Below are 22,780 nucleotides of genomic sequence, written 5' to 3' on the forward strand. Positions count from 1 at the left end.
GGGTTTTGTCATGGCCAACTCTTCGCTGTTCGTAGTGACAAACAGCCCGGGATTGCGTACCTTCACATGACGTTCACAACGAGACTTAGATCACACGCTTTGTGGGGTAACCATTCCGGTGGGTCGAGTGTCTAAGTGAACGATGCCACGGATGTCTTGGGGGACGTCCAACGGAATGTCTTGGGGGACGTTCCAGGCAAGCGTTGGCCGGGGCACGTGCCACGGGGAGCTTGAGCGGCCCTCCCGTCGAGTACGTACCCCGGCAGACCGCGCCAGCGGTCACGCGCTCACCAGACGCCCGGACCGGATCCCGTGGGGGGAATCCGCCCGGGGAAACGGAAAGCGCCCCGTACGTCGACCCGTGGGGGGATCGGCGGCGGGGCGCTTTTCGGTTACGGCCTCCACCGTCATCAACGGGGGAGGCCGCAGAAGCACCCGGCGTTCGCGCGAGGCGTCGGCCGGGTGCGTCGGCGGGGCTGACTGTGTCAGCGGCCCTCGACCGGCGTGAAGTCGCGCAGGACCTCACCGGTGTAGATCTGGCGCGGGCGGCCGATACGGCTTCCCGGCTCCTTGATCATCTCGTGCCACTGGGCGATCCAGCCGGGCAGCCGGCCGATCGCGAAGAGCACGGTGAACATCTCGGTCGGGAAGCCCATGGCCCGGTAGATCAGACCCGTGTAGAAGTCCACGTTCGGGTAGAGCTTCCGCTCGACGAAGTAGTCGTCGGCCAGCGCGTGCTCTTCGAGCTTCAGCGCGATGTCCAGCAGCTCGTCGTCCTTGCCGAGAGCCGAGAGGACGTCGTGCGCCGCCGCCTTGATGATCTTCGCCCGCGGGTCGAAGTTCTTGTAGACGCGGTGCCCGAAGCCCATGAGCTTCACGCCGTCTTCCTTGTTCTTCACCTTGCGGATGAAGCTGTCGACGTCGCCGCCGGACTGCTTGATGCCTTCGAGCATCTCCAGCACCGACTGGTTGGCGCCACCGTGCAGCGGGCCCCACAGCGCGCTGATACCGGCGGAGATCGAGGCGAACATGTTCGCCTGCGAGGAGCCGACCAGACGCACGGTGGACGTCGAGCAGTTCTGCTCGTGGTCCGCGTGCAGGATGAACAGCTTGTCCAGCGCCGCGACCACGACCGGGTCGGGCACGTACTCCTGCGAGGGGACCGAGAAGGTCATCCGCAGGAAGTTCTCCACGTACCCGAGGTCGTTGCGCGGGTAGACGAACGGGTGGCCGATCGACTTCTTGTACGCGTACGCCGCGATGGTCGGCAGCTTCGCGAGCAGGCGGATCGTCGAGAGGTGACGCTGCTCCTCGTCGAAGGGGTTGTGGCTGTCCTGGTAGAACGTCGACAGCGCGCTGACCACGGAGGACAGCATCGCCATCGGGTGCGCGTCGCGCGGGAAGCCGTCGAAGAACCGCTTGACGTCCTCGTGCAGCAGGGTGTGCTGCGTGATCTCGTTCTTGAAGGTCGCCAGCTCGTCGACCTTGGGAAGCTCGCCGTTGATCAGCAGATACGCCGTCTCAAGGAAGGTCGACTGCTCGGCGAGCTGCTCGATCGGGTATCCGCGGTAGCGCAGAATGCCCTGCTCGCCGTCGAGGTAGGTGATCCCGGATTTGTACGCGGCGGTGTTGCCGTATCCGCTGTCCAGTGTCACCAGACCGGTCTGGGCCCTGAGCTTCCCGATGTCGAAGCCCTTGTCGCCGACGGTGCTGTCGATCACCGGGTAGGTGTACTCGCCATCGCCGTACCGCAGTACTACAGAGTTGTCGCTCACGTCATCCCTCACCGACCTAGTGCCTCTTCTTCGAGGTGCCCTGACTGTCTCTACCATCCCCCACTTGGCTCAGCAGAGTGCACTCGGGGTCGCCCATTGGGCTATTTAGCGGCACTGAGTGCCGCCAACTTATCTATCCTGCCCTCTGCCCTCCGACACCGGAAACCCGGGGTGACGTTTGCCACGGCTGCGCCTCGGGCCTTCCCCCTGCCAGTCTGTGGTCAAGCGCGGTAAACCGCCTGCCCGCGGAGACCGTGCGCACCGCCTGGCCGATCGCCTTGCGGGAGCCGACCAGGACGACCAGCTTCTTCGCCCGGGTCACGGCCGTGTAGAGCAGATTTCGCTGGAGCATCATCCAGGCGCCCGTGGTGACCGGAATGACTACCGCCGGATACTCGCTGCCCTGCGAACGGTGGATCGTCACGGCGTACGCGTGCGCCAGCTCGTCCAGCTCGTCGAAGTCGTACGGCACCTCTTCGTCCTCGTCGGTGCGCACCGTCAGCTTCTGGTCCTCCGGGTCGAGCGAAGTGACCACGCCCACCGTGCCGTTGAAGACGCCGTTGGCACCCTTGTCGTAGTTGTTGCGGATCTGGGTGACCTTGTCGCCGACCCGGAAGACCCGGCCGCCGGACCGCTTCTCCGGCAGGCCGGGCCTGGCCGGGGTGATCGCCTGCTGGAGCAGTCCGTTGAGGGTGCCCGCGCCGGCCGGGCCGCGGTGCATGGGGGCCAGCACCTGGACGTCCCGGCGCGGGTCGAGGCCGAACTTCCGCGGGATGCGACGGGCCGCCACGTCGACGGTGAGTCTGCCCGCCTCCTCCGTCTCGTCCTCGACGAAGAGGAAGAAGTCCGGCAGGCCCTGGGTGATCGGGTGCGTACCGGAGTTGATCCGGTGGGCGTTGGTGACGACGCCGGACTGCTGGGCCTGGCGGAAGATCCGGGTCAGCCGGACGTTCGGCGCGGGGCTGGTGGCGGAGAGCAGATCGCGCAGCACCTCCCCCGCGCCGACCGAGGGCAGCTGGTCCACATCGCCGACCAGGAGCAGATGGGCGCCGGGGGCGACGGCCTTGACCAGTTTGTTGGCGAGGAGCAGGTCCAGCATCGACGCCTCGTCCACCACGACCAGGTCCGCGTCGAGCGGGCGCTCCCGGTCGTACGCCGCGTCGCCGCCCGGTTTCAGCTCCAGGAGGCGGTGCACGGTGGACGCCTCGGCGCCGGTCAGCTCGGAGAGCCGCTTGGCGGCGCGCCCGGTGGGGGCGGCCAGCAGGACCTTGGCCTTCTTGGCGCGGGCCAGTTCGACGACCGAGCGGACCGTGAAGGACTTGCCGCAGCCGGGGCCGCCGGTGAGGACGGCGACCTTCTCGGTGAGCGCGAGCCGGACCGCCGCCTGCTGCTCGGGGGCCAGCTCCGCGCCCGTACGCCCCGCGAGCCAGGTCAGGGCCTGCGTCCAGTCGACGTCCCGGAAGGCGGGCATCCGGTCCTCCTCGGTGCGCAGCAGCCGGACGACCTGGGAGGCGAGGGAGATCTCGGCGCGGTGGAAGGGGACCAGATACACCGCGCTGATCCATTCCTCACCGCCTTCGGGGCCCGGCACCCGCTCCCGTACGACGCCCTCCTCCACGGCTAGTTCGGCGAGGCAGTCGATGACCAGGCCGGTGTCGACCTGGAGGAGCTTGACCGCGTCGGAGATGAGCTGCTCCTCGGGGAGGAAGCAGTGACCCTGGTCGGTGGACTGGGACAGCGCGTACTGGAGGCCGGCTTTCACCCGCTCCGGCGAGTCGTGCGGGATCCCGACGGCCTGGGCGATGCGGTCGGCGGTGAGGAAGCCGATGCCCCAGACGTCGGCGGCCAGCCGGTACGGCTCGTTCCGCACGACGGAGATCGAGGCGTCGCCGTACTTCTTGTAGATGCGCACGGCGATGGAGGTGGAGACACCGACCCCCTGGAGGAAGATCATCACTTCCTTGATCGCCTTCTGCTCCTCCCAGGCGGCGCCGATCATCTTCGTGCGCTTGGGCCCGAGGCCGGGGACCTCGACGAGGCGCTTGGGCTCCTGCTCGATGATGTCGAGGGTGTCCAGGCCGAAGTGCGTGGTGATCCGGTCGGCCATCACCGGGCCGATGCCCTTGATGAGGCCGGAGCCCAGATAGCGCCGGATGCCCTGGATGGTCGCGGGGAGGATCGTCGTGTAGTTCTCCACGGTGAACTGCTTGCCGTACTGGGAGTGCGAGCCCCAGTGCCCCTCCATGCGCAGCGATTCCCCCGGCTGCGCGCCGAGCAGCGAGCCGACGACGGTCAGCAGGTCGGAGCCGCGGCCGGTGTCGACGCGGGCGACCGTGTAGCCGTTCTCCTCGTTGGCGTAGGTGATCCGCTCCAGGACCCCTTCCAGCACTGCCATGTTGGACATGGGAAGACGCTACCGCCCGGGTCCGACAGGCCGTCCCGGGGAGCGTCTGCGCGCCCCGGGGCACCCGGGCACAAACCGGGACGGCACCGTCACGATCGGGTCACGGAGTGCTGGAGGCTTCTTGACCCGCACCCGTGTAATCGATTTCAATCAACCGTGTAATCGATTCCATGCGGCGTATGAGGAGGCGGCCCTGCGATGGCGAGCATCAAGGACGTCGCTGCCGGTGCGGGCGTTTCCGTCGCCACGGTGTCCCGGGTGCTCAACGGCCATCCGTCGGTCCGGCCCGACACCCGCGCCCGGGTGACGGCCGCCGTGGAGGCCCTCGGCTACCGGCCGAACGCGGTGGCCCGTTCCCTGCGCACCGCGCAGACCCGCACCCTCGGCCTGGTCATCAGCGACGTACTGAACCCGTACTTCACCGAGCTGGCCCGCTCCGTCGAGGACGAGGCCCGCGCCCACGGCTACAGCGTCGTCATCGGGAACGCCGACGAACAGCCCGCCCTCCAGGACCACCACATCCGCACCCTCGTCGACCGGCGCATCGACGGCCTGCTCGTCAGCCCCACCGACGGCGGCTCCCCGCTGATGCTGGACACCGTACGGGCCGGTACCCCGATGGTCTTCGTGGACCGCTGGATCCCGGGGGTGGACGTCCCCGTCGTACGGTCCGACGGGGACGCCGCCGTCCGCGACCTGGTCGCCCATCTCTACGCGCTCGGCCACCGCAGGCTCGCCATCATCGCGGGCCCGGCCACGACCACCACCGGCAGCGAGCGCGTCGAAGCCTTCCGCGACGCCCTGCGGGAGCACGGGCTGCCGCTCCCCGACGCCCTGATCGGACACGGCGACTTCCAGGCGGCGAGCGGGCGCCGCGAGACCGAGCGTTTCCTCGCGCTCGCCGAGCCGCCCGAGGCCGTCTTCGCCGCGGACAACCTCATGGCCCTCGGCGCGATGGACGCGATCCGGGCCCGCGGGCTGCGCATCCCGCACGACATCGCGCTCGCGGCCTTCGACGACATCCCGTGGTTCGTGCACACCGACCCGCCGGTCACGGCCATCGCCCAGCCCACCGGTGAACTCGGCCGGGCCGCCGTACGGGCCCTGATCGACCGGATCGAGGGCAGGGTCCCGCGGTCCGCGATCCTCCCCGCCCGGCTGGTGGTCCGGCGCTCCTGCGGCGAGCCGCCCGCGCCGCACCGGACCGGCAACTCCAGGAAATAGGAAAGCAGGACAGAGATGTACGACTACGACCTGCTGGTCGTGGGGTCGGCCAACGCCGACCTGGTGATCGGCGTCGAACGCCGCCCCGCCCCCGGCGAGACCGTGCTCGGTTCCGACCTGTCGGTCCACCCGGGCGGCAAGGGCGCCAACCAGTCGCTGGCCGCCGCCCGGCTCGGCGCCCGCAGCGCCCTGCTGGCCCGGGTCGGGGACGACGCCCACGGGCGGCTGCTGCTGGACTCCCAGCGCGCGGCCGGGGTCGACACCACCGGCGTTCTCGTCGGCGGAGCGCCCACCGGGGTCGCCCTGATCACCGTGGACCCGTCGGGCGACAACAGCATCGTCGTCTCACCGGGCGCCAACGCCCGGCTCACCCCCGACGACATCCGCGCGGCGGGCGCCCTGTTCGCCGCGGCGCGGGTGGTGTCGGCGCAGCTGGAGATCCCGCTGGAGACGGTCACCGAGGTGGCGCGCACCCTTCCGGCCGGGGTCCGGTTCGTCCTGAACCCTTCCCCGCCCGCGCCGCTGCCCGACGACGTGCTGGCGGCCTGCGACCCGCTGGTGGTCAACGAGCACGAGGCGGCGGTCGTGCTGGGCGGCACGGCGGGCGACTCCCCCGAGGACTGGGCGCGGGCGCTGCTCGCGCTCGGGCCGCGCTCCGTGGTGATCACGCTGGGCGCGGCGGGCGCGCTGGTCGCGGACGGCCGTACGGGTACGGTCGCGCGGGTACCGAGCCCCCGGGTCGAGGCCGTGGACACCACGGGCGCCGGTGACGCCTTCACCGCCGCGCTGGCCTGGCGGCTCGGGCTGGGCGAAGAGCTGGCGGAGGCCGCCGCGTTCGCCGCGCGGGTGGGTGCGGCGGCCGTCACGAAGGCCGGTGCGCAGGAGTCCTACCCGACCGCCGACGAGGTCTCCGCACGGTGAGTACGGCGGGCACCCTTACCCGTCAACTCCCCTGCGCCTGAGCCGAAGTGGCCCGTCGCCGGGTGAAGTGGCTTGTGCAGTACGGGAGATGAGCCGTGCGAGAGGGCCCGGTCCGCTGGACCGGGCCCTCGTCGCGTTCCCCTCCCCTGATACCAGAGCTTCCCGTATCCCCCCAGATCCGTCCCCCCGAAGCCCTGATGCCACGTACGACTGCCGTTACGGGGAAAGGGTTGTACGGATGCGGGGAGTTATTTTTCCGGTCGGCCGCCGGCCGGGATCGGATCGGCTACCGACCCGGATCGGACGAGGTCGTCGGCCAGGATCGGACGCGGCCGTCAGCCGGGATCAGACCCGGTCGGCCGCGATCAGGAGGTACTGGAACGAGCCGTCCTTGTACGAGTTGATGAACGCCTCCTCGATGCCGGTGACCAGCGAGGACGTGGCCCGCAGCTCCCAGTAGGGCAGCGTCGCAGCCGTCAGGTCGATGATCGTCTGCGGTACGAGACGGTTGTCGGCCATCGACTTCAGGTACTCCCGGCGGGAGTGGATGTTGCACTCGAAGTGCGCGTTGATCTGGGAGACCCACTTCGACGGCTGGCCGTAACGCGGGTTCCAGCAGCCGGTGATGGTCACGTAGCGGCCACCGACCCGGAGGATGCGGGAGTGCTCGGCGAAGAGGTCGTCCAGGTCGACGTACATACTCGACTCGTTGTTCCACGAGCCCGCGGCCTGCCCCGTCTCGAAGGGCGTGGCGAGCATGTTGCAGACCTGGGCGTGGACGTGGTCCTCGATGCCGAGTTCGTGCGCACGGCGGTTGCCGAATTCGGCCTGCTTGGCCGACAGGGTGACGCCCTCGACCTTGCAGCCGAAGCGCTGGTGGGCCATGACGCTCGAACCGCCCCGGCCGCAGCCCGCGTCCACGAGCATGTCGTCACGCCCGATGGATCCGAGGTGGTCCAGGAGGACTTCGGCCTGCGCCGACTCCAGGCGGTGGAGCTCGGCGATCAGCTTCTTCTCGTACTCGCTGTCGAGCGTGTCCCCGAGGGCGGCGTGGTCGACATCGCCGATGCCGTAGTGGTGGTGGTAGAGCCCGTCGACGTCACCGAGACGCAAGTTCACGGGCCTGGCCTCCTGGTCCCAGTAGCGGGCGATGTCACCCTGGTAGGGCGACACCGGGGCCGGGATGAAAACGGGGGCGTCGGTGGTGAGCTCGGTGCTGGTCATAGTTGAAGTCCGCTCCTTACCAGAAATCGGGCAGGCTGTATCGATAGGTGTTGGTCTGGTGCCAGTAGTGGTTGCCGTCGACCCAGGTGGCCACTCCCCGGAGGAAACGCAGCACGCTCGGGACGGGGCAGTCGGCTGCCAGCGCGGCGGCTTCGCTCTCGAAGCCGTGCATGAGGTCGTTGTGGACCTCGACCGCCTTCAGATAGGCGTCCCGGTCGGAGACGCTCTCGCGTTCGGCGATCACCACGGGCAGGTTCAGGTGTCTGCCGGGGCTGTTGAGCTCCTTGGTGTACGAGTACAGGTCGTTGACGATCGTGGTGGCGTTGCCGGCGAGCGCGATGACCCGCTGCATGGCCGGCTGGGCGTGCAGGTCGGCGGGGAGTTCGTAGCCGCCGACGGTGTCCGTGATGGTGGGGCAGGGGCGGAAGTTGTTGAACTGGCGCATCGCCAGGTACTCCCACACCTCGGGGACGTGATCCGCCTCGGCCCACGCGGCCTCGGCCAGGTACCCCAGGTGCAGACGGGCCATGTCGTGCCGGTACCGGTCGGTCTGCGAGGGGGTGGCCTGCCGGTTGAAGTACTCCATGGCGGAGCGGTAGGCGCGCCGGGGCGCGTCCGACTGGAGCGACTCCGCCCACTGCGGCTCGTACTCCTGCGTCGTGTGCAGGGGATCGAGCGCCGTGTGAGCCAGCAGCAGTCGGCTGCCGAGTCCGACGGGCGAGCCGCCGTGGTCCTCGCAGTAGCAGTCGTCGACCGCGTTCTCGGCGACCATCAGGCGGGTGGCGACCATCAGATGGTCCACGGTGGGGGCGTCCGGGTGGCAGGCGACCATGTAGCGGCCGACGGAGAATCCGTCGAACTGGTCCTCCCACTCAGGGGGGAACGCCTGGACCTCGTCCACCGCCCACGCCTTGATCCGGTGGCTGACCTCCTCCACGCGCACCGGGTCGGGCGGCGCCACCGGATGGTGGTAGAGGCCCGGGATCGGCGTGCCCTCCGCCGGTTCCGCGAGTTCCGCGGGCTCGGCAGGAGCGGGCGGTTCCGCGCGCCGGGCCAGGTGCAGGCCCGCCGTGCCCAGACCGCTGGGGCCGCACAGGATCCGTTGCAGGGCGGCGCTCGGCTGCCGCACCGAGGCGCCCTCCTCCAGACGTGGAGCGATCAGGTCGCCACTCGGTCCCTTGTCGGGTACGGAGCCGGCTGCCCGGGTGCGTACCCCGGCGAGGGCCCCGGTGACAGGCAGACTCGGCTGCAGAGGGGAAGACCCGGGATCGGGCATCCGTAGCTCCTTGGTGAGGTGGGTGGGCTGCCCCCGGGCCGGGCGTGCTCGCCCCGGCCCGGGACCGGCAGGACCGGTCCGAACGTGCCGGAACCCGGCCTGACCCGGCTGACATCGACTGGAACCGTAGGGAACGTTCCGGAACCAGTTTGAAACGTCTGGAACCGGCTGGAACCGGGCCGGATGCTGCCTAGCGGCGGTGGGCGATCTGGACGTTCTCCAGGACGCCGAGCGCGTCGGGCAGCAGGACGGCGGCCGAGTAGTACGTGGTGACCAGGTACGAGATGATCGCCTGCTCGTTCATGCCCATGAAGCGCACCGACAGGCCCGGCTCGTACTCCTCCGGCAGGCCCGTCTGACGCAGGCCGATGACGCCCTGGTTGTCCTCACCGGTACGCATCGCAAGGATCGAGCTGGTGTTCTCCTTGCTGATGGGAATCTTGTTGCAGGGCAGGATCGGCACCCCGCGCCAGGCCGGGACCTGCTGGCCGCCGAGGTCGACGTGGTCCGGGTAGAGGCCGTAGGCGTTGAACCCACGGCCGATCGCCGCGATCGTCCGGGGATGGGCGAGGAAGAGCTTGGTGCCGCGGCGGCGGCTGAGCAGTTCGTCGAGGTCGTCCGGGGTGGGCGGGCCGGAGTGGGTCTGGATCCGCTGCTTGAAGGCGGCGTTGTGGAGCAGACCGAACTCGCGGTTGTTGACGAGCTCGTGCTCCTGGCGCTCGCGCAGCGCCTCGATGGTGAGCCTGAGCTGCTCCTCCGTCTGGTTCATCGGCCCGTTGTAGAGGTCGGCGACCCTGCTGTGGACGCGCAGAACCGTTTGGGCGACGGAGAGTTCGTACTCGCGCGGCCGGAGTTCGTAGTCGACGAAGGAGCCCGGCAGCGCCGCTTCGCCGGTGTGACCGGCCGACATCGCGATCTCGGCCTCACCGTGCCGCGTCTGCGGCCGGTCGGCGAGCGAGCCGAACTGCTGGAGGTGGGCCCGGAGTCCCGGCGCCGCGGCCTGTACGGCGTCGAAGTCGGCGCGGGACAGGGTGAGCAGCGTGCCCGCGGTCTCGGCCGTGGCGGTGTAGTCCCACCTCGCGTCCGCGTCCAGCAGGGCGTTCTCACCGAACCGGTCGCCGTCCGCGAGCAGGGCGACGGCGACCTCGTCCCCGTACTTGCCGACGGAGGTCTGCTTGATCCGCCCGTGGGCGACCAGATGGATCTGCTCGGCGGCGTTGCCCCGCTCGGCGAGCACCTCTCCGGCGCGGAAGTCCCGCTGCACGCACCGGTCGGCGATCGCGGTCAGCACCTCGACGTCGTCGAAGTCGCGCAGCAGGGCCAGTTCGCCCAGCTCGCGGGGGATCACCCGGACACCGCTGCCGTCCTGGACGAACTCGATCTTCCCGTCGCCGACGGTGTAGGTCAGCCGGCGGTTCACCCGGTAGGTGCCGCCCTTGGTCTCCACCCAGGGGAGCATCCGCAGCAGCCACCGGGAGGTGATCTCCTGCATCTGCGGGGCGGACTTGGTCGTGGTCGCCAGGTTGCGGGCAGCCGCCGTGCTCAGACTGGACTGCGCGGACGGCTCCGGCTGCACTTCCGGGCCGGTCTCAACGGTCATCTGACGAGTTCTCCTTTGCGGCGGCGGTGATCGGCGCAGGCGCGCCGACCCGTGAAAGAGGAAAGGCGGAGGGGGAACGTGCGGGTGGATCACTGGCGGTCCGTCCGGATCCACGGGAACGCTAATGGCGGGTTCTGCCAACTCCGTCGGATCGCCCGCCGAGTTACCTCGATTCAGCGATCTCTGCGCGCATCAGGTTTATTCGGATGAGCGGCGGTATTCAGCCGTGAAGGTCGGCGCCGGTGGAACGCAAGAAGGGCGACCGCTCGGGCGGTCGCCCTTCTTGCCGTGTTCTGTCTGGTTGCGCGCCGGGCTCGCAGGAGCTCCGGGTCGCTGCGCTGGCTCGTTATGTTCGGGCTCGTCGCGCCCCCGGTGGCTACACCGCGTACCGCACGAACCGCTCAGCCGTCTCGCGCAGTACCTCCACGCCGTCCCGCGCCCACAACTCCTCGTTGAAGATCTCGACTTCGATCGGGCGGCCCGCGTATCCCACCGCGTCCACCCGCTCCCGCCACTCGCGCATGTCGACCGAGCCGTCGCCGATCTGGCCGCGCCCGTTCAGCACGCCGGCGGGCAGCGGTGTGGTCCAGTCGGCCAGTTGGAAGGTGTGGATCCGGCCGCCCGCGCCCGCCCTGGCGACCTGCGCGGGCGCCTGGTCGTCCCACCAGATGTGGTACGTGTCCACGGCGACGCCCACCTGCTCGGCCGGGAAGCGTTCCGCCAGGTCCAGCGCCTGCGTCAGGGTCGAGACCACGCAGCGGTCGGCGGCGAACATCGGGTGCAGCGGCTCGATCGCGAGACGTACGCCCCGCTCCCCCGCGTACGGCGCCAGCTCCGCCAGCGCGTCGGCGATCCGCTCCCGCGCCCCGTGCAGGTCCTTCGATCCGGCCGGGAGGCCGCCCGAGACCAGCACCAGCGTGTCCGTGCCCAGCGTCACCGCCTCGTCGACCGCCGCGCGGTTGTCGGCCAGCGCCGCCGCCCGCTCGGCGGGGCCGATCGCGGTGAGGAAGCCGCCGCGGCAGAGGGTGGTGACGGTGAGGCCCGCGTCCCGTACCAGTCCGGCCGCCGCCGCGACCCCGTACTGCTGCACGGGCTCACGCCACAGCCCGACACCGGGCACACCCAGGTCGGTGCAGGCGGTGACGAGTTCAGGCAGCGAGAGCTGCTTCACCGTCATCTGGTTGATGCTGAAGCGCGCGAGGTCAGCAGTCATTGCGGGACTCCGTACACGGTGAGCAGGGACGTCATCCGGGCCTCCGCGAGCGCCGGGTCCGGGAAGAGGCCGAGGCCGTCGGCGAGTTCGTAGGCCCGCGCGAAGTGCGGCAGCGAGCGGGCCGACTGGAGGCCGCCCACCATGGTGAAGTGGGACTGGTGGCCCGCCAGCCAGGCCAGGAGGACGACACCGGTCTTGTAGAAACGGGTCGGCTTCTGGAAGAGGTGCCGGGACAACTCGACCGTCGGGTCGAGCAGTTCACGGAAACCGCGCGCGTCGCCGGTGTCCAGCAGGCGTACGGCCTCGGCGGCCAGCGGCCCGAGCGGGTCGAAGATGCCGAGCAGGGCGTGGCTGAAGCCGCGCTCGTCGCCCGCGATCAGCTCGGGGTAGTTGAAGTCGTCGCCGGTGTAGCAGCGGACCCCGTCGGGCAGGCGGCGGCGGAGGTCCACCTCGCGCCGGGCGTCGAGCAGGGAGACCTTGATGCCGTCGACCTTGTCCGGGTGGGCGGCGATGACCTCCAGGAAGGTCTCGGTCGCCGCGTCCAGGTCCGTCGAGCCCCAGTACCCGTCGAGCGCCGGGTCGAACATCGGGCCGAGCCAGTGCAGCACGACCGGCTCCGCGCTCTGGCGCAGCAGGTGGCCGTAGACCTCCAGGTAGTCCTCGGGGCCCTTCGCGGTGGCCGCGAGTGCGCGCGAGGCCATCAGGATGGCCTGGGCGCCGGACTCCTCCACCAGGGCGAGCTGTTCCTCGTACGCCGCGACGACCTGTTCCCGCGTGACGTCGCCGGGCGGGAGCTGGTCGGTGCCGACCCCGCAGGCGATGGCGCCGCCGACCGACCTGGCCTCGGCGGCCGACCGGCGGATCAGCTCGGCCGCTCCCGCCCAGTCCAGGCCCATGCCGCGCTGCGCGGTGTCCATGGCCTCGGCCACGCCGAGCCCGTGCGACCAGAGGTGACGGCGGAAGGCCAGGGTGGCGTCCCAGTCGACGGCGGCCGGGCCGTCCGGCGAGACGTCGGCGTACGGGTCGGCGACGACGTGCGCGGCGGAGAAGACCGTACGGGAGGCGAGCGGCGCGCCGCCCGTGGTGAACGCGGCCGGTGCGGTGCGGGGGGTGTAGCGGTACGTACCGCCGCCCGCGCGCGGAAGCAGGATCGTCACAGGGAGATCTCCGGTACGTCGAGCCGGCGGCCCTCGGCGGACGACTTCAGCCCCAGCTCGGCGAGCTGCACGCCGCGCGCGCCGGCCAGCAGGTCCCAGTGGTACGGCTCGTCGAGCGCGATGTGGCGCAGGAAGAGCTCCCACTGGACCTTGAAGCCGTTGTCGAAGTCACCGTTGTCGGGGACCTCCTGCCACTGGTCGCGGAACGAGTGGGTGACGGGCAGGTCCGGGTTCCAGACCGGCTTGGGGGTGGAACTGCGGTGCTGGACACGGCAGTTGCGCAGCCCGGCGACGGCGGAACCCTCGGTGCCGTCGACCTGGAACTCGACGAGTTCGTCGCGGTTGACCCGGACCGACCAGGAGGAGTTGATCTGGGCGATCGCGCCGCCCTCCAGCTGGAAGATGCCGTACGCCGAGTCGTCGGCGGTCGCCTCGTAGGGCTCGGACTTCTCGTCCCAGCGCTGCGGGATGTGGGTGGCGGTGAGCGCCTGTACGGAGGTGACCCGGCCGAACAGCTCGTGCAGGACGTACTCCCAGTGCGGGAACATGTCGACGACGATGCCGCCGCCGTCCTCCGCGCGGTAGTTCCACGAGGGGCGCTGGGCCTCCTGCCAGTCGCCCTCGAAGACCCAGTAGCCGAACTCGCCGCGGACGGAGAGGATCTTCCCGAAGAAGCCGCCGTCGATGAGCCGCTTGAGCTTCAGCAGCCCCGGCAGGAACAGCTTGTCCTGGACGACGCCGTGCTTGATCCCGGCGGCCTCGGCCAGCCGGGCCAGCTCCAGGGCTCCGTCGAGGCCGGTGGCGGTCGGCTTCTCGGTGTAGATGTGCTTCCCGGCCGCGATGGCCTTCTTGAGCGCTTCTTCGCGGGCCGAGGTGACCTGCGCGTCGAAGTAGATGTCGATCTTCTCGTCACCCTCGGCGGCGAGCACGGCGTCGAGGTCGGTGGACCAGTGCTCCAGGCCGTGCTTCTCGGCCATCGCCCTGAGTACGTGCTCACGGCGGCCGACCAGGACGATCTCGGGCCAGAGCACGGTGCCGTCACCGAGGTCGAGCCCGCCCTCCTCACGGATCGCGAGGAGGGAACGAACCAGGTGCTGGCGGTAACCCATCCGGCCGGTCACGCCGTTCATGGCGATCCGCACTGTCTTACGTGTCACGAAAGTTCCCTCCACGAAACCCATAGCAAGCGCTTTCTACGCAGTATGAAGCTAACCTGCGGACACCGGCCCCGACAAGAGGCACGGGCAAGACATGTGGTCCGAGCGGTACGGAGGCAGAGATGACAGCGACCCTCGCGGACGTGGCGGCCCGCGCCCGGGTGTCCCCGGCGACGGTCTCCCGCGTGCTCAACGGCAACTACCCGGTGGCCGTGGCCACTCGGGAACGGGTGCTGCGGGCCGTGGACGAACTGGACTACGTGCTGAACGGGCCCGCGAGTTCCCTCGCCGCCGCCACCTCCGACCTGGTCGGCATCCTCGTCAACGACATCGCCGACCCGTTCTTCGGGATCATGGCGGGCGCGGCCCAGTCCGAGATCGGCGGCCAGGAGGGCACCGGGCGGGCGGGCGGCGAGAAGCTGGCGGTGGTCTGCAACACGGGTGGCTCGCCGGAGCGCGAACTCACCTATCTCACCCTGCTCCAGCGCCAGCGCGCGGCGGCCGTGGTGCTGACCGGCGGCGCGATCGAGGACCCCGGGCACACCGCGGCGGTCGCCGCCAAGCTGGCGAAACTGGCCGGGGCGGGGACCCGGGTGGTGCTCTGCGGGCGGCCCCCCATTCCCGGCAGCGAGTCCGTGGTGACGACGCTGACCTTCGACAACCGGGGCGGCGGACAGCAGCTCACCGAGCATCTGCTGTCGCTGGGGCACCGGCGGATCGGCTACGTGGCGGGGCCGGCGGAACGCACCACGACCCGCGACCGGCTGGACGGCCACCGGGTGGCGATGGCGCGGGCGGGGCTCGGCGACGGGCAGGACGGGCTCACGGTCCACGGCCCGTACGACCGCCGTTCCGGCTACGACGCGACGCGGGAACTCCTGCGCAGGGAGCCGGGGCTGACGGCGGTCGTGGCGGCGAACGACACGGTGGCGCTGGGCGCGTGCGCGGCCGTGCGGGACCAGGGGCTGCGGATTCCCGAGGACATCTCGGTGGCCGGCTTCGACGACCTGCCGTTCTCGGTGGACGCGATGCCCGCACTGACGACGGTGCGGCTGCCGCTGCACGCGGCGGGGGCGCGGGCGGGGCGGCTGGCGATGGGCCGGGAGGCGGCTCCGGAGGGCGGCATCTCGGTGGTGCCGGGCGAGCTGATGGCTCGGGCGTCCACGGCGGCGCCGGGCCGGTGAGGGGGTGCGGCGGCCCCCGCCCGCGAGCCGGGCTACCGCGAACGGGCGTCGTGGACCAATGATGTCCTGGCACCGACAGCAATCATGCAGGCATCGGTCTTCACGTTCGAGATGCTCAGGCTTCAGGAAGGAACAGTGCGTTGAAGTACGCGTTCTCCACCCTCGGGGTGCCAGGAATCACCGTCCAGGACGTGGTGCGACTCGCCGCGGACACCGGCTATCAGGGGGTCGAGCTGCGCGCGCACCCCGAGGAGGCGCTGCACCCCGGCACCGGGTCACGGGAACGGGCCGCCGCGGCCGAGGAGTTCGCGCGCGGCGGCATCGAGATCCTCGGGGTCGCCGGGTACGTACGGGTGGCCGCCGAGGGTGACGACAAGGAGATCGAGGCCGGCCTCGCCGAGCTGGTCTTCCTCGCCGCCGACCTCGGCGCCCCGTTCGTCCGGGTCTTCCCCGGCGCGGGCGGCCAGGAACCGGCGGAGGCGGACGCGGCTGCCGCCCGACGGCTCGGCGCAGCCGCCGAGATCGCCGCCGACAAGGGCGTACGGATCCTCCTGGAGACCCACGACTCGCACCGCACCGGCGCCGACGCGGCCCGGGTACTGGGCCCGGTCGGCCACCGGAACGCCGGAGCGCTCTGGGACGTGATGCACACCTGGCTGGGGGGCGAGTCCCCGGCGGCCAGCCATGCCGTACTCGCCCCGCACCTCGGTTACGCCCAGGTCAAGGACATCGCGTCGGCCGAGGACACCACCCCGCTGCCGCTGGGGGCGGGCGTGCTGCCGCTCCGCGAGTGCGTGGAGCTGCTCAACTCGCCCGACGGATGGCTGTGCTGGGAGTACGAGAAGCGCTGGTACCCGCAAGCGGCGGAGCTGCCCGGTCTGCTGGTGGCGGGGCGGGAGTACCTGGAGCAGCTGAGCCGGGGCGCGACAGTGAAGTGACGGCGACCCCGCCGGCCAGCAGCACCGCGGCGCACCAGCGCAGCGGGGTCATCCCCTCGTGCAGCACCAGCGCGGCCGAGGACATCCCGAAGACCGGGACGAGCAGGGTGAAGGGGGCCACCGACGACGCGGGATGCCGGCTGAGCAGGAATCCCCAGGCGCCGAAGCCGAAGACCGTGGTGACCCACGCGACGTAGAGGACGATGCCCACGCCGCTCGGGTCGAGGGAGGTCAGGGCGTGCGCGTCGGCGCTCCAGCCCTCGGAGAGCAGGGAGAGTCCGAACAGCGGCAGGACCGGCACGGTGGACACCCACACCATGAAGTTCAGCGCGTCGGGCGGGGCGGCCCTGCGGGTGAGGACGTTCGACACTCCCCAGCAGGCCGCCGCCGCGACGACCAGCACGAAGGCGGTCACCGGGCCGCTCGCGCCCTCGTCGACGGCCGCGACGGCGATGCCCGCGAGCGCCACGGCCATCCCGGCGATCCGTGTCCGGCCCGGCCGCTCCCCCAGCGCCACGGCGGCGAACAGCGCGGTGAAGACCGCCTGGACCTGGAGCACCAGCGAGGAGAGCCCGGCGTCCATCCCGTGGTCCATGCCGATGAAGAGCAGCCCGAACTTGGCCACCCCCAGCACCAGTCCGACGGAGACGACGTACTTCCAGGCCACCTTCGGGCGGCCCACGAAGAACACCGCGGGCAGCGCGGCCACCAGGAACCGCAGGGCGGAGAAGAGCAGCGGCGGGAAGTGGCCGAGGCCGACCTCGATGACGGTGAAGTTGATCCCCCAGACCGCGGTGACGACCACGGCGAGGGCGATGTGGAGGGGACGCATGGACCGAGCATCACCGGAGCGGACCATGTAGCACCAGCGCGGAATTCTTCATGGTTGAATTGAGCATCGCTTATGAATGGCGGAACGGACCGACGGAACGGAAGGGCGCCCCGTGCTCGATCTCGCCCGGCTGCGCGCCCTGCACGCGGTCTCCGTACACGGTTCGGTGGTCGCCGCCGCGAGCGCGCTCGGGTACACCCCGTCCGCCGTCTCGCAGCAGATCACCAAGTTGGAACGGGAGACCAGGACCACCCTGCTGGAGCGCCGCGGCCGGGGCATCGCGCTGACCGAGGAGGCGCTGCATCTCGCCGCCACCGCCCAGGAGTTGCTGGCGATCGTCGAGCGCGCGGAGACGACGCTGGAGGAGCGGAAGGGCCGGCCGACGGGACGGCTGACGATCGCCGCGTTCGCGTCCGCCGCACGCGGGCTGCTCCCCGGGGTGCTGGCCGAACTGGCCGTCGCCCACCCGTCGTTGGACACCAGGCTCACCGAGGTCGATCCGCACCTCTCGCTCGATCTGGTGGCGAAGGGCGTGACGGATCTGGTGGTGGCGCACGACTGGGACATCGCCCCGCTGCCCGCCCCCGAAGGGGTCGAACAGGCGGTGATCGGCGACGACGTGTGCGATCTGCTCGTTCCCGGCGGGCATCCGCTGGCCGGGCGCACCGCGGTACGGCGCGAGGAGCTGGCCGGGGAGCGGTGGGTCTGCCAGCCGCCCGGCCGGGTCTGCCACGACTGGCTGGTGCGCACCCTGCGCGCGGCCGGTCAGGAGCCGGACATCGTGCACCAGGCGGAGGAGAACCCCACCCTGCTCGCCCTGGTCGCCGCCGGGCTCGGGGTCGCGGTGATCCCCCGGCTGGGGCGGGGGCCGGTGCCGGACGGGGCGGTGGCGGTGCCGCTCGATCCGATGCCGGTGCGCAGGCTGTACGCGCTGTGGCGGACGGGCGCCGCCCGGCGCCCCGCGATCACCGAGACCGTACGCATGCTCCAGGAGCACCGGGCCCGCGGGGGCCGGGCCTGAGGATCCGACAGGGATCCGGCCGGGCCTGAGGATCCGACAGGGATCCGGCCGGGCCTGAGGATCCGACGGGGATCCGGCCGGGCCCGGCCGCGCCGCCGGTCAGCCCATGGACTTGGCGCCGTCCAGGGACTCGCGGAGGATGTCGGCGTGACCGGCGTGCTGAGCGGTCTCGGCGATGAGGTGCAGCAGCACCCGGCGGGCCGACCACCGCGCGCCGGGCTCGAACCAAGGGGCTTTCGGCAGCGGCCGGGCGGCGTCCAGGTCGGGCAGGGTGGCGATCAGTTCGTCGGTCCGGTGGGCCACCTCGGCGTAGTCGGCCAGCACGCCTGCCAGCGTCTCACCGGGCAGCAGCCGGAACTCGTCGGCCCGCTGGACCCAGTCGGCCTCGGTCATGGCGGTGAAGTCCCTCATCACCGACGGGCCGTCCACGATGAAGCCCGCCCAGGTCCGCTCGACCGCGGCGACGTGCTTGATGAGACCGCCGAGGCACAGTTCACCCGCGGTGGTCCGCAGCCCGGCCTGCTCGTCGGTGAGGTCACGGGTGGTGAACCGCAGGAAGTGCCGTTGCTTGGCCAGCGCCTCCAGCAGGTCGGCACGCTCGCCGGTGACGGCCGGAACTCCGGCCTCGTCGTGGGCGATCGGGTCATTGGCGTTCATGGTCTCTGCCTTCTGTCGTTCCTGTTCCGCCGGACGAGAAGCACGCTAGAGGCCGACTAGGTCAGCGTCTGACCTTTATCGCGGGCTGATCGCAGTCCGAGCACGACGCCGGCCGTTCCCCCGTGTGCGCCAATGGGCTTCATTCTGCCCGCACCCTTGACCTGGCAGTTACTTTCCGGATATCCGTTCCCCTTGGAAGTTTCCTTCATTTTCCTTGCGCAGTACGGCCGGAAGGGGCACCAGTGCAGTACCGCACCTCCAGACGCACCCTGCTCACCGCTACCGCCGCGGTGGCCGCGGTGGCAGCCACCGGGACCACGGCGTACGCCGACCCCCGCGACCACGGTCAGGACCGGCAGCTCAAGAAGCTGATCGCCCGCATGAGCATCGAGGAGAAGGTCGGTCAGCTCTTCGTGATGCGGGTGTACGGGCACTCCGCGACAGCGCCCGACCAGGCCGACATCGACGCCAACCTCGCTGAGATCGGGGTCCGCACCGCCGCCGAACTGATCGCGAAGTACCACGTCGGCGGCATCATCTACTTCACCTGGGCGCACAACACCCGGGACCCGCACCAGATCGCCGCCCTCTCCAACGGCATCCAGCGGGCGGGGCTCGCCCAGCCCACCCCCGTGCCCCTGCTGATCGCCACCGACCAGGAACACGGCATCGTCTGCCGGGTCGGCTACCCGGCCACGCTGTTCCCCGGCGCGATGGCGCTGGGTGCGGGCCGCTCGCGCGAGGACGCCCGTACGGTGGGCCGCATCTCCGGGGCCGAACTGCACGCGATCGGCATCCGGCAGGACTACTCGACCGACGCGGACGTCAACGTCAACCCCGCCAACCCGGTCATCGGGGTCCGGTCCTTCGGCTCCGAACCGGCGGCCGTGGCCCGGATGGTCGGCGCCGAGGTGCAGGGCTACCAGAGCTCGCAGGTCGCCGCCACCGCCAAGCACTTCCCCGGCCACGGCGACACCTCGGTCGACAGCCACACGGGTATCCCGATCATCACCCACACCCGCGAGGAGTGGGAGCGCATCGACGCACCGCCGTTCAAGGCGGCCGTCGCCGCCGGGATCGACTCGATCATGACGGCGCACATCCAGTTCCCCGCACTGGACCCGAGCAACGACCCGGCCACCCTGTCCCGCCCGATCCTCACCGGCATCCTGCGCGAGGAACTCGGGTACGACGGCGTGGTCATCACCGATTCGCTGGGGATGCAGGGCGTACGGGACAAGTACGGCGACGACCGGGTCCCGGTGCTGGCACTCGGAGCGGGAGCGGACCAGCTGCTGAACCCGCCGGACCTCGCCACCGCCTGGAACGGCGTACTGAGCGCCGTGAAGAGCGGGGAGATCACCGAGGACCGGCTCGACGAATCGATCCTGCGGATCCTCCGGCTCAAGGAGCGGCGCGGGCTGTTCCGCGCTCCGTACGTGGACGACCGCCAGGTGGACCACGTCGTCGGCACCCGGTCCCATCTGGCCACCGCCGACCGGATCGCGGAGCGGACCACCACCCTGCTGGCGAACCGGGACCGGCTCCTCCCGCTCTCCCGGCGGCGCACCCGCAGCCTGCTGGTCGTCGGCGCCGACCCGGCTTCGCCCTCGGGGACGACGGGGCCGCCGACGGGCGTGCTGGGCAAGGAGCTGACCGGGCTCGGGTTCACCACCACGGTGCTGTCCACCGGCACGGCTCCCACCGCGGCGCAGATCGAGGGCGCCGTCGCCGCCGCGCGGGGCAAGGACGCGGTGATCGTCGGCACGTACGACGTGGCGGCGGGTGACGCGCAGTCCAAGCTGGTGGCCGCGCTCCTGGCGGCCGGTGCCACGGTGGTGCAGATCGCGATCCGCAACCCGTACGACATCGCGAACCTGCCCGGTGTCGGCGCCGCGCTCGCCACCTACAGCTGGACCGACGTCGAACTCCGGGCCGCGGCCCGGGTGATCGCCGGACGGGCGGAGCCGCGGGGCCAACTGCCCGTGCCCGTCCAGCGCGCCGACGATCCCACGCAGGTGCTGTACCCGGTCGGCCACGGTCTGACGTACTGACCGCCGCATTCACCGGTCCAGGCACCACCGCACGGCTGTGCCCGCCGCGTCCGGAACTCCGGTCGACGGCGGGCACAGTGTGTGGAGTTGTGCGTGGAGTTGTGCGTCAGGGCCGCAGGACCCGCTCGCGTCCCACGGTGGTCCTGTCGAGCTGCGCGTCGTACGCGGCGAGCGGTGCGGCCTGCGCCGGGTCGGCCTGGACCGCGGCCGGGGCGACGCCGGCCCAGGCCAGGATGCGGGCGGTGGCCTTCGCCTTGTCGGCGGGGGCGAGCCCGTCGACGTTGGCGCCGTGGTTCATCCCGGGCGCGGTGAAGACGTAACTGTCGTCCGCGTGCTTCCCGACGCTGAAGCGCTCGGCGCCCCACGGGTCGTTCTGCCCGTACACGTAGAGCATGTGGTGGGCGTTGTGCTTCACCCAGCGGTCCACGTCCGCCATCACGGACGGCTGGAACCGCATCGGGATGGAGCGGGGCACGAAGTGACGCGGCGCCTGGTAGCCGTAGCGGCTCAGCTTGCCGAGCCAGGGCTGCTGGATGTCCGGCGAACCGAGCTGGGTGCCCGCCTGGTAGTAGTACGGCGTGTACGGCTCCAGCCCCTGGTCGGTGTAGAAGGAGAAGCCGGAGATCGTGTCGACGGAGTCCCAGATGGCCTGGTCGGTGGCGTGCGGGGCGTCGGCGGGGACGGTGTCGCAGTCGGAGAGCAGGCTGTACTGCCAGAAGCCCCAGATGTAGTCCATCACCACGGCCTCGTAGGAACGGTCGAGGGAGCCGGTGGTGGTGAAGGTGTAGCCGTGGTCCGCCGCGTACTGGGCGTACTTCTTCTCCAGCGGCTCCCGCCGGACGAGCGCTTCGCGCTGCACGCCCTCCAGCCTGTCGCGGCACTCCTTGGTGCCGACCCCTGCGAGGAAGCGGTCGTACGCCGAGTCCTCGTCGTTGACGACGTCGTTCGGGGCGACGTAGGCGACGACCCCGTCCATGTCGCGCGGGTAGTAACGCTCGTAATAGGTGGCGGTCATGCCGCCCTTGGAACCGCCGGTGGTGAGCCAGTTCCTGGTGTAGATCTTCTTCAGCGCCGTGAACAGCCGGTGCTGGTCGCTCGCGGCCTGCCAGATGTCCAGCTTCGACCAGTCGGCGGGCTGCGGCCGGGAGGGGGTGAAGTACCGGTACTCCAGCGACACCTGGTTGCCGTCGACGATCCTGGTCGGCTCGGAGCGGCTGGGACTGGTGGAGACGTTGTAGCCGCCGGTGTAGAGGACCGTGGGCCGGCTGGTGTCCTTGTGCAGCAGCGTGAGGCGCTGCTCGAAGGTGCCCTTCGACGGGTGACGGTGGTCGATGGGCTGGGTGTACTGGAGGACGAAGAAACGGTAGCCCGTGTAGGGCTTCTCCTCGATGAGCTTCATTCCCGGTATCGCGAGGATCCGGTCCTTGATGTCCGGCGTGTCCGGTCCTGCCGCGGTGGCCGCACCGGCCGAAGCTCCTGCCACGCTCAAGGTGCCTATGAGCACCACGAACGCGAGCAGCCATCTGAGCGCCTTGCGCATTCAGCCCTCCCCTGGAGATCACTACGAGTAGCCGCGAACCTAGCGGGGGTAACGCATGGCACGCCAGACCCAGTTGACCATCCGTTGACCATCGGAGGGAGGTCGGGCACTCAGCAGAGCATCCAGCCGGAGGCGCCCTTCTTGCCGGAGACCACGCCCACGGCCCGCACACAGCGGTGCGTGGCACGGACCTTCACCGGCCCCGCCAGTCGGGTGAACCGGCCGCTGTCCACGACCGCTCGGGCGCCACGCGCCTGGAGCGAGACGGACATCTGCCTCCTGGGGCCCGGCGACCTGGCGAGCGTGACGGCACAGACGTACTGGCCGCTCCGGTAGACCTGCAACTGCCCGGTGGCGAAGGGCACCGTCCTCACCTGGTGCCCGGGACAGCCGGACGCCGCGGCGGCGGGCTGCGTGCCGGGCCCCACGAAGGCGAGGGCCAGCGCGGCGGCTGCGGTCAGCGCCCCCGCTCCGCGCCGCACACCACGCCGTACGCGCCTCGGTCCGCGCCACATGTCGAACACTTCTTCCCCCTCGGCCACACGGTCGTATGTATGTACGTACGGACGCACAGGGCCGCCCACCGGTTGCACCGCATAAACG

General features: G+C 70.7%; 17 protein-coding genes and 1 pseudogene. 6 read left to right on the forward strand and 12 right to left on the reverse strand.

Features of this window, described 5'->3' with window-relative positions; all coding sequences use genetic code 11:
- Positions 1-485 precede the first annotated feature (485 nt).
- Together NBY69_RS05075 and NBY69_RS05080 are read right to left on the reverse strand one after the other, a co-directional pair.
- Positions 486-1,775, reverse strand: coding sequence for a citrate synthase (locus NBY69_RS05075; RefSeq protein WP_250298510.1), 1,290 nt, complete (start codon positions 1,773-1,775; stop codon positions 486-488).
- 133 nt (positions 1,776-1,908) lie between these two features.
- Entirely contained in the window at positions 1,909-4,179 is a 2,271-nt protein-coding gene (locus NBY69_RS05080) for an ATP-dependent RecD-like DNA helicase (protein ID WP_250298511.1), read from the reverse strand.
- 198 nt (positions 4,180-4,377) lie between these two features.
- Between NBY69_RS05080 and NBY69_RS05085 the strand changes: the two genes are divergently transcribed.
- Together NBY69_RS05085 and NBY69_RS05090 are read left to right on the forward strand one after the other, a co-directional pair.
- Positions 4,378-5,403, forward strand: a complete 1,026-nt coding sequence (locus tag NBY69_RS05085) for a LacI family DNA-binding transcriptional regulator (protein ID WP_250298512.1) — start codon at positions 4,378-4,380, stop codon at positions 5,401-5,403.
- 15 nt (positions 5,404-5,418) lie between these two features.
- Entirely contained in the window at positions 5,419-6,324 is a 906-nt protein-coding gene (locus NBY69_RS05090; protein WP_250298513.1) for a ribokinase, read from the forward strand.
- A gap of 345 nt (positions 6,325-6,669) precedes the next feature.
- Here NBY69_RS05090 and NBY69_RS05095 read toward each other — a convergent pair whose 3' ends face one another.
- From NBY69_RS05095 to NBY69_RS05120, 6 genes are all read right to left on the reverse strand, one after another.
- Positions 6,670-7,548: a geranyl diphosphate 2-C-methyltransferase gene (locus tag NBY69_RS05095; RefSeq protein WP_250298514.1), complete on the reverse strand. Its 879-nt coding sequence runs from the start codon at positions 7,546-7,548 to the stop codon at positions 6,670-6,672.
- Between the two features lie 16 nt (positions 7,549-7,564).
- A complete protein-coding gene (locus tag NBY69_RS05100) occupies positions 7,565-8,824 on the reverse strand; it encodes a family 2 encapsulin nanocompartment cargo protein terpene cyclase (protein ID WP_250298515.1) in 1,260 nt (419 codons plus the stop codon).
- A gap of 190 nt (positions 8,825-9,014) precedes the next feature.
- Positions 9,015-10,424, reverse strand: a complete 1,410-nt coding sequence (locus tag NBY69_RS05105) for a family 2B encapsulin nanocompartment shell protein (protein ID WP_250298516.1) — start codon at positions 10,422-10,424, stop codon at positions 9,015-9,017.
- A 376-nt stretch (positions 10,425-10,800) separates the two neighbouring features.
- Entirely contained in the window at positions 10,801-11,637 is an 837-nt protein-coding gene (locus tag NBY69_RS05110) for a sugar phosphate isomerase/epimerase (RefSeq protein ID WP_250298517.1), read from the reverse strand.
- Complete coding sequence (locus NBY69_RS05115; RefSeq protein WP_250298518.1) at positions 11,634-12,794, reverse strand: dihydrodipicolinate synthase family protein; 1,161 nt, start codon at positions 12,792-12,794, stop codon at positions 11,634-11,636. The genes NBY69_RS05110 and NBY69_RS05115 overlap by 4 nt, the downstream gene beginning before the upstream one ends.
- Positions 12,791-13,951 (reverse strand): Gfo/Idh/MocA family protein, encoded by a 1,161-nt coding sequence (locus NBY69_RS05120; RefSeq protein ID WP_250298519.1) that lies wholly within the window; start codon positions 13,949-13,951, stop codon positions 12,791-12,793. Before NBY69_RS05120 ends, NBY69_RS05115 begins: the two co-directional genes overlap by 4 nt.
- Before the next feature lie 122 nt (positions 13,952-14,073).
- Here NBY69_RS05120 and NBY69_RS05125 point away from each other — a divergent pair, with 122 nt between their 5' ends.
- Positions 14,074-15,135: a LacI family DNA-binding transcriptional regulator gene (locus NBY69_RS05125; protein ID WP_250298520.1), complete on the forward strand. Its 1,062-nt coding sequence runs from the start codon at positions 14,074-14,076 to the stop codon at positions 15,133-15,135.
- Between the two features lie 140 nt (positions 15,136-15,275).
- Entirely contained in the window at positions 15,276-16,073 is a 798-nt protein-coding gene (locus NBY69_RS05130; protein ID WP_308409463.1) for a sugar phosphate isomerase/epimerase family protein, read from the forward strand.
- Here the strand turns inward: NBY69_RS05130 and NBY69_RS05135 are convergent.
- A pseudogene (locus NBY69_RS05135) lies at positions 15,961-16,905 on the reverse strand (EamA family transporter); the annotation flags it as partial. The gene NBY69_RS05130 and the pseudogene NBY69_RS05135 overlap by 113 nt on opposite strands.
- A gap of 112 nt (positions 16,906-17,017) precedes the next feature.
- Between NBY69_RS05135 and NBY69_RS05140 the strand changes: the two are divergent.
- On the forward strand, positions 17,018-17,926 hold the full coding sequence (locus NBY69_RS05140) for a LysR family transcriptional regulator (protein ID WP_250298557.1): 909 nt from the start codon (positions 17,018-17,020) through the stop codon (positions 17,924-17,926).
- Between the two features lie 99 nt (positions 17,927-18,025).
- On the opposite strand, the gene NBY69_RS05145 is transcribed toward NBY69_RS05140, so the two are convergent.
- The gene (locus tag NBY69_RS05145; RefSeq protein ID WP_250298522.1) at positions 18,026-18,583 is read right to left on the reverse strand and encodes a DinB family protein; all 558 of its coding nucleotides are present in this window, start codon (positions 18,581-18,583) and stop codon (positions 18,026-18,028) included.
- A gap of 242 nt (positions 18,584-18,825) precedes the next feature.
- Between NBY69_RS05145 and NBY69_RS05150 the strand changes: the two genes are divergently transcribed.
- The gene (locus NBY69_RS05150) at positions 18,826-20,637 is read left to right on the forward strand and encodes a glycoside hydrolase family 3 protein (RefSeq protein ID WP_250298523.1); all 1,812 of its coding nucleotides are present in this window, start codon (positions 18,826-18,828) and stop codon (positions 20,635-20,637) included.
- 106 nt (positions 20,638-20,743) lie between these two features.
- Here NBY69_RS05150 and NBY69_RS05155 read toward each other — a convergent pair whose 3' ends face one another.
- Positions 20,744-22,177: a S28 family serine protease gene (locus NBY69_RS05155; RefSeq protein ID WP_250298524.1), complete on the reverse strand. Its 1,434-nt coding sequence runs from the start codon at positions 22,175-22,177 to the stop codon at positions 20,744-20,746.
- 110 nt (positions 22,178-22,287) lie between these two features.
- A complete protein-coding gene (locus NBY69_RS05160) occupies positions 22,288-22,692 on the reverse strand; it encodes a hypothetical protein (protein ID WP_266645052.1) in 405 nt (134 codons plus the stop codon).
- Between the last annotated feature and the right edge of the window lie 88 nt (positions 22,693-22,780).

This window comes from Streptomyces sp. A 4/2 (assembly GCF_940670765.1).
Taxonomy (GTDB): Bacteria; Actinomycetota; Actinomycetes; order Streptomycetales; family Streptomycetaceae; genus Streptomyces.

What these genes read in the sequence shown, in the direction of transcription:
- NBY69_RS05090 (WP_250298513.1), top strand. Translation starts at nt 5,419, where the DNA reads ATGTACGACTACGACCTGCTGGTCGTGGGGTCGGCCAACGCCGACCTG.
- NBY69_RS05080 (WP_250298511.1), bottom strand. Translation starts at nt 4,179, where the DNA reads ATGTCCAACATGGCAGTGCTGGAAGGGGTCCTGGAGCGGATCACCTAC.
- NBY69_RS05145 (WP_250298522.1), bottom strand. Translation starts at nt 18,583, where the DNA reads ATGAACGCCAATGACCCGATCGCCCACGACGAGGCCGGAGTTCCGGCC.
- NBY69_RS05105 (WP_250298516.1), bottom strand. Translation starts at nt 10,424, where the DNA reads ATGACCGTTGAGACCGGCCCGGAAGTGCAGCCGGAGCCGTCCGCGCAG.
- NBY69_RS05125 (WP_250298520.1), top strand. Translation starts at nt 14,074, where the DNA reads ATGACAGCGACCCTCGCGGACGTGGCGGCCCGCGCCCGGGTGTCCCCG.
- NBY69_RS05110 (WP_250298517.1), bottom strand. Translation starts at nt 11,637, where the DNA reads ATGACTGCTGACCTCGCGCGCTTCAGCATCAACCAGATGACGGTGAAG.
- NBY69_RS05155 (WP_250298524.1), bottom strand. Translation starts at nt 22,177, where the DNA reads ATGCGCAAGGCGCTCAGATGGCTGCTCGCGTTCGTGGTGCTCATAGGC.
- NBY69_RS05100 (WP_250298515.1), bottom strand. Translation starts at nt 8,824, where the DNA reads ATGCCCGATCCCGGGTCTTCCCCTCTGCAGCCGAGTCTGCCTGTCACC.
- NBY69_RS05085 (WP_250298512.1), top strand. Translation starts at nt 4,378, where the DNA reads ATGGCGAGCATCAAGGACGTCGCTGCCGGTGCGGGCGTTTCCGTCGCC.
- NBY69_RS05160 (WP_266645052.1), bottom strand. Translation starts at nt 22,692, where the DNA reads ATGTGGCGCGGACCGAGGCGCGTACGGCGTGGTGTGCGGCGCGGAGCG.
- NBY69_RS05095 (WP_250298514.1), bottom strand. Translation starts at nt 7,548, where the DNA reads ATGACCAGCACCGAGCTCACCACCGACGCCCCCGTTTTCATCCCGGCC.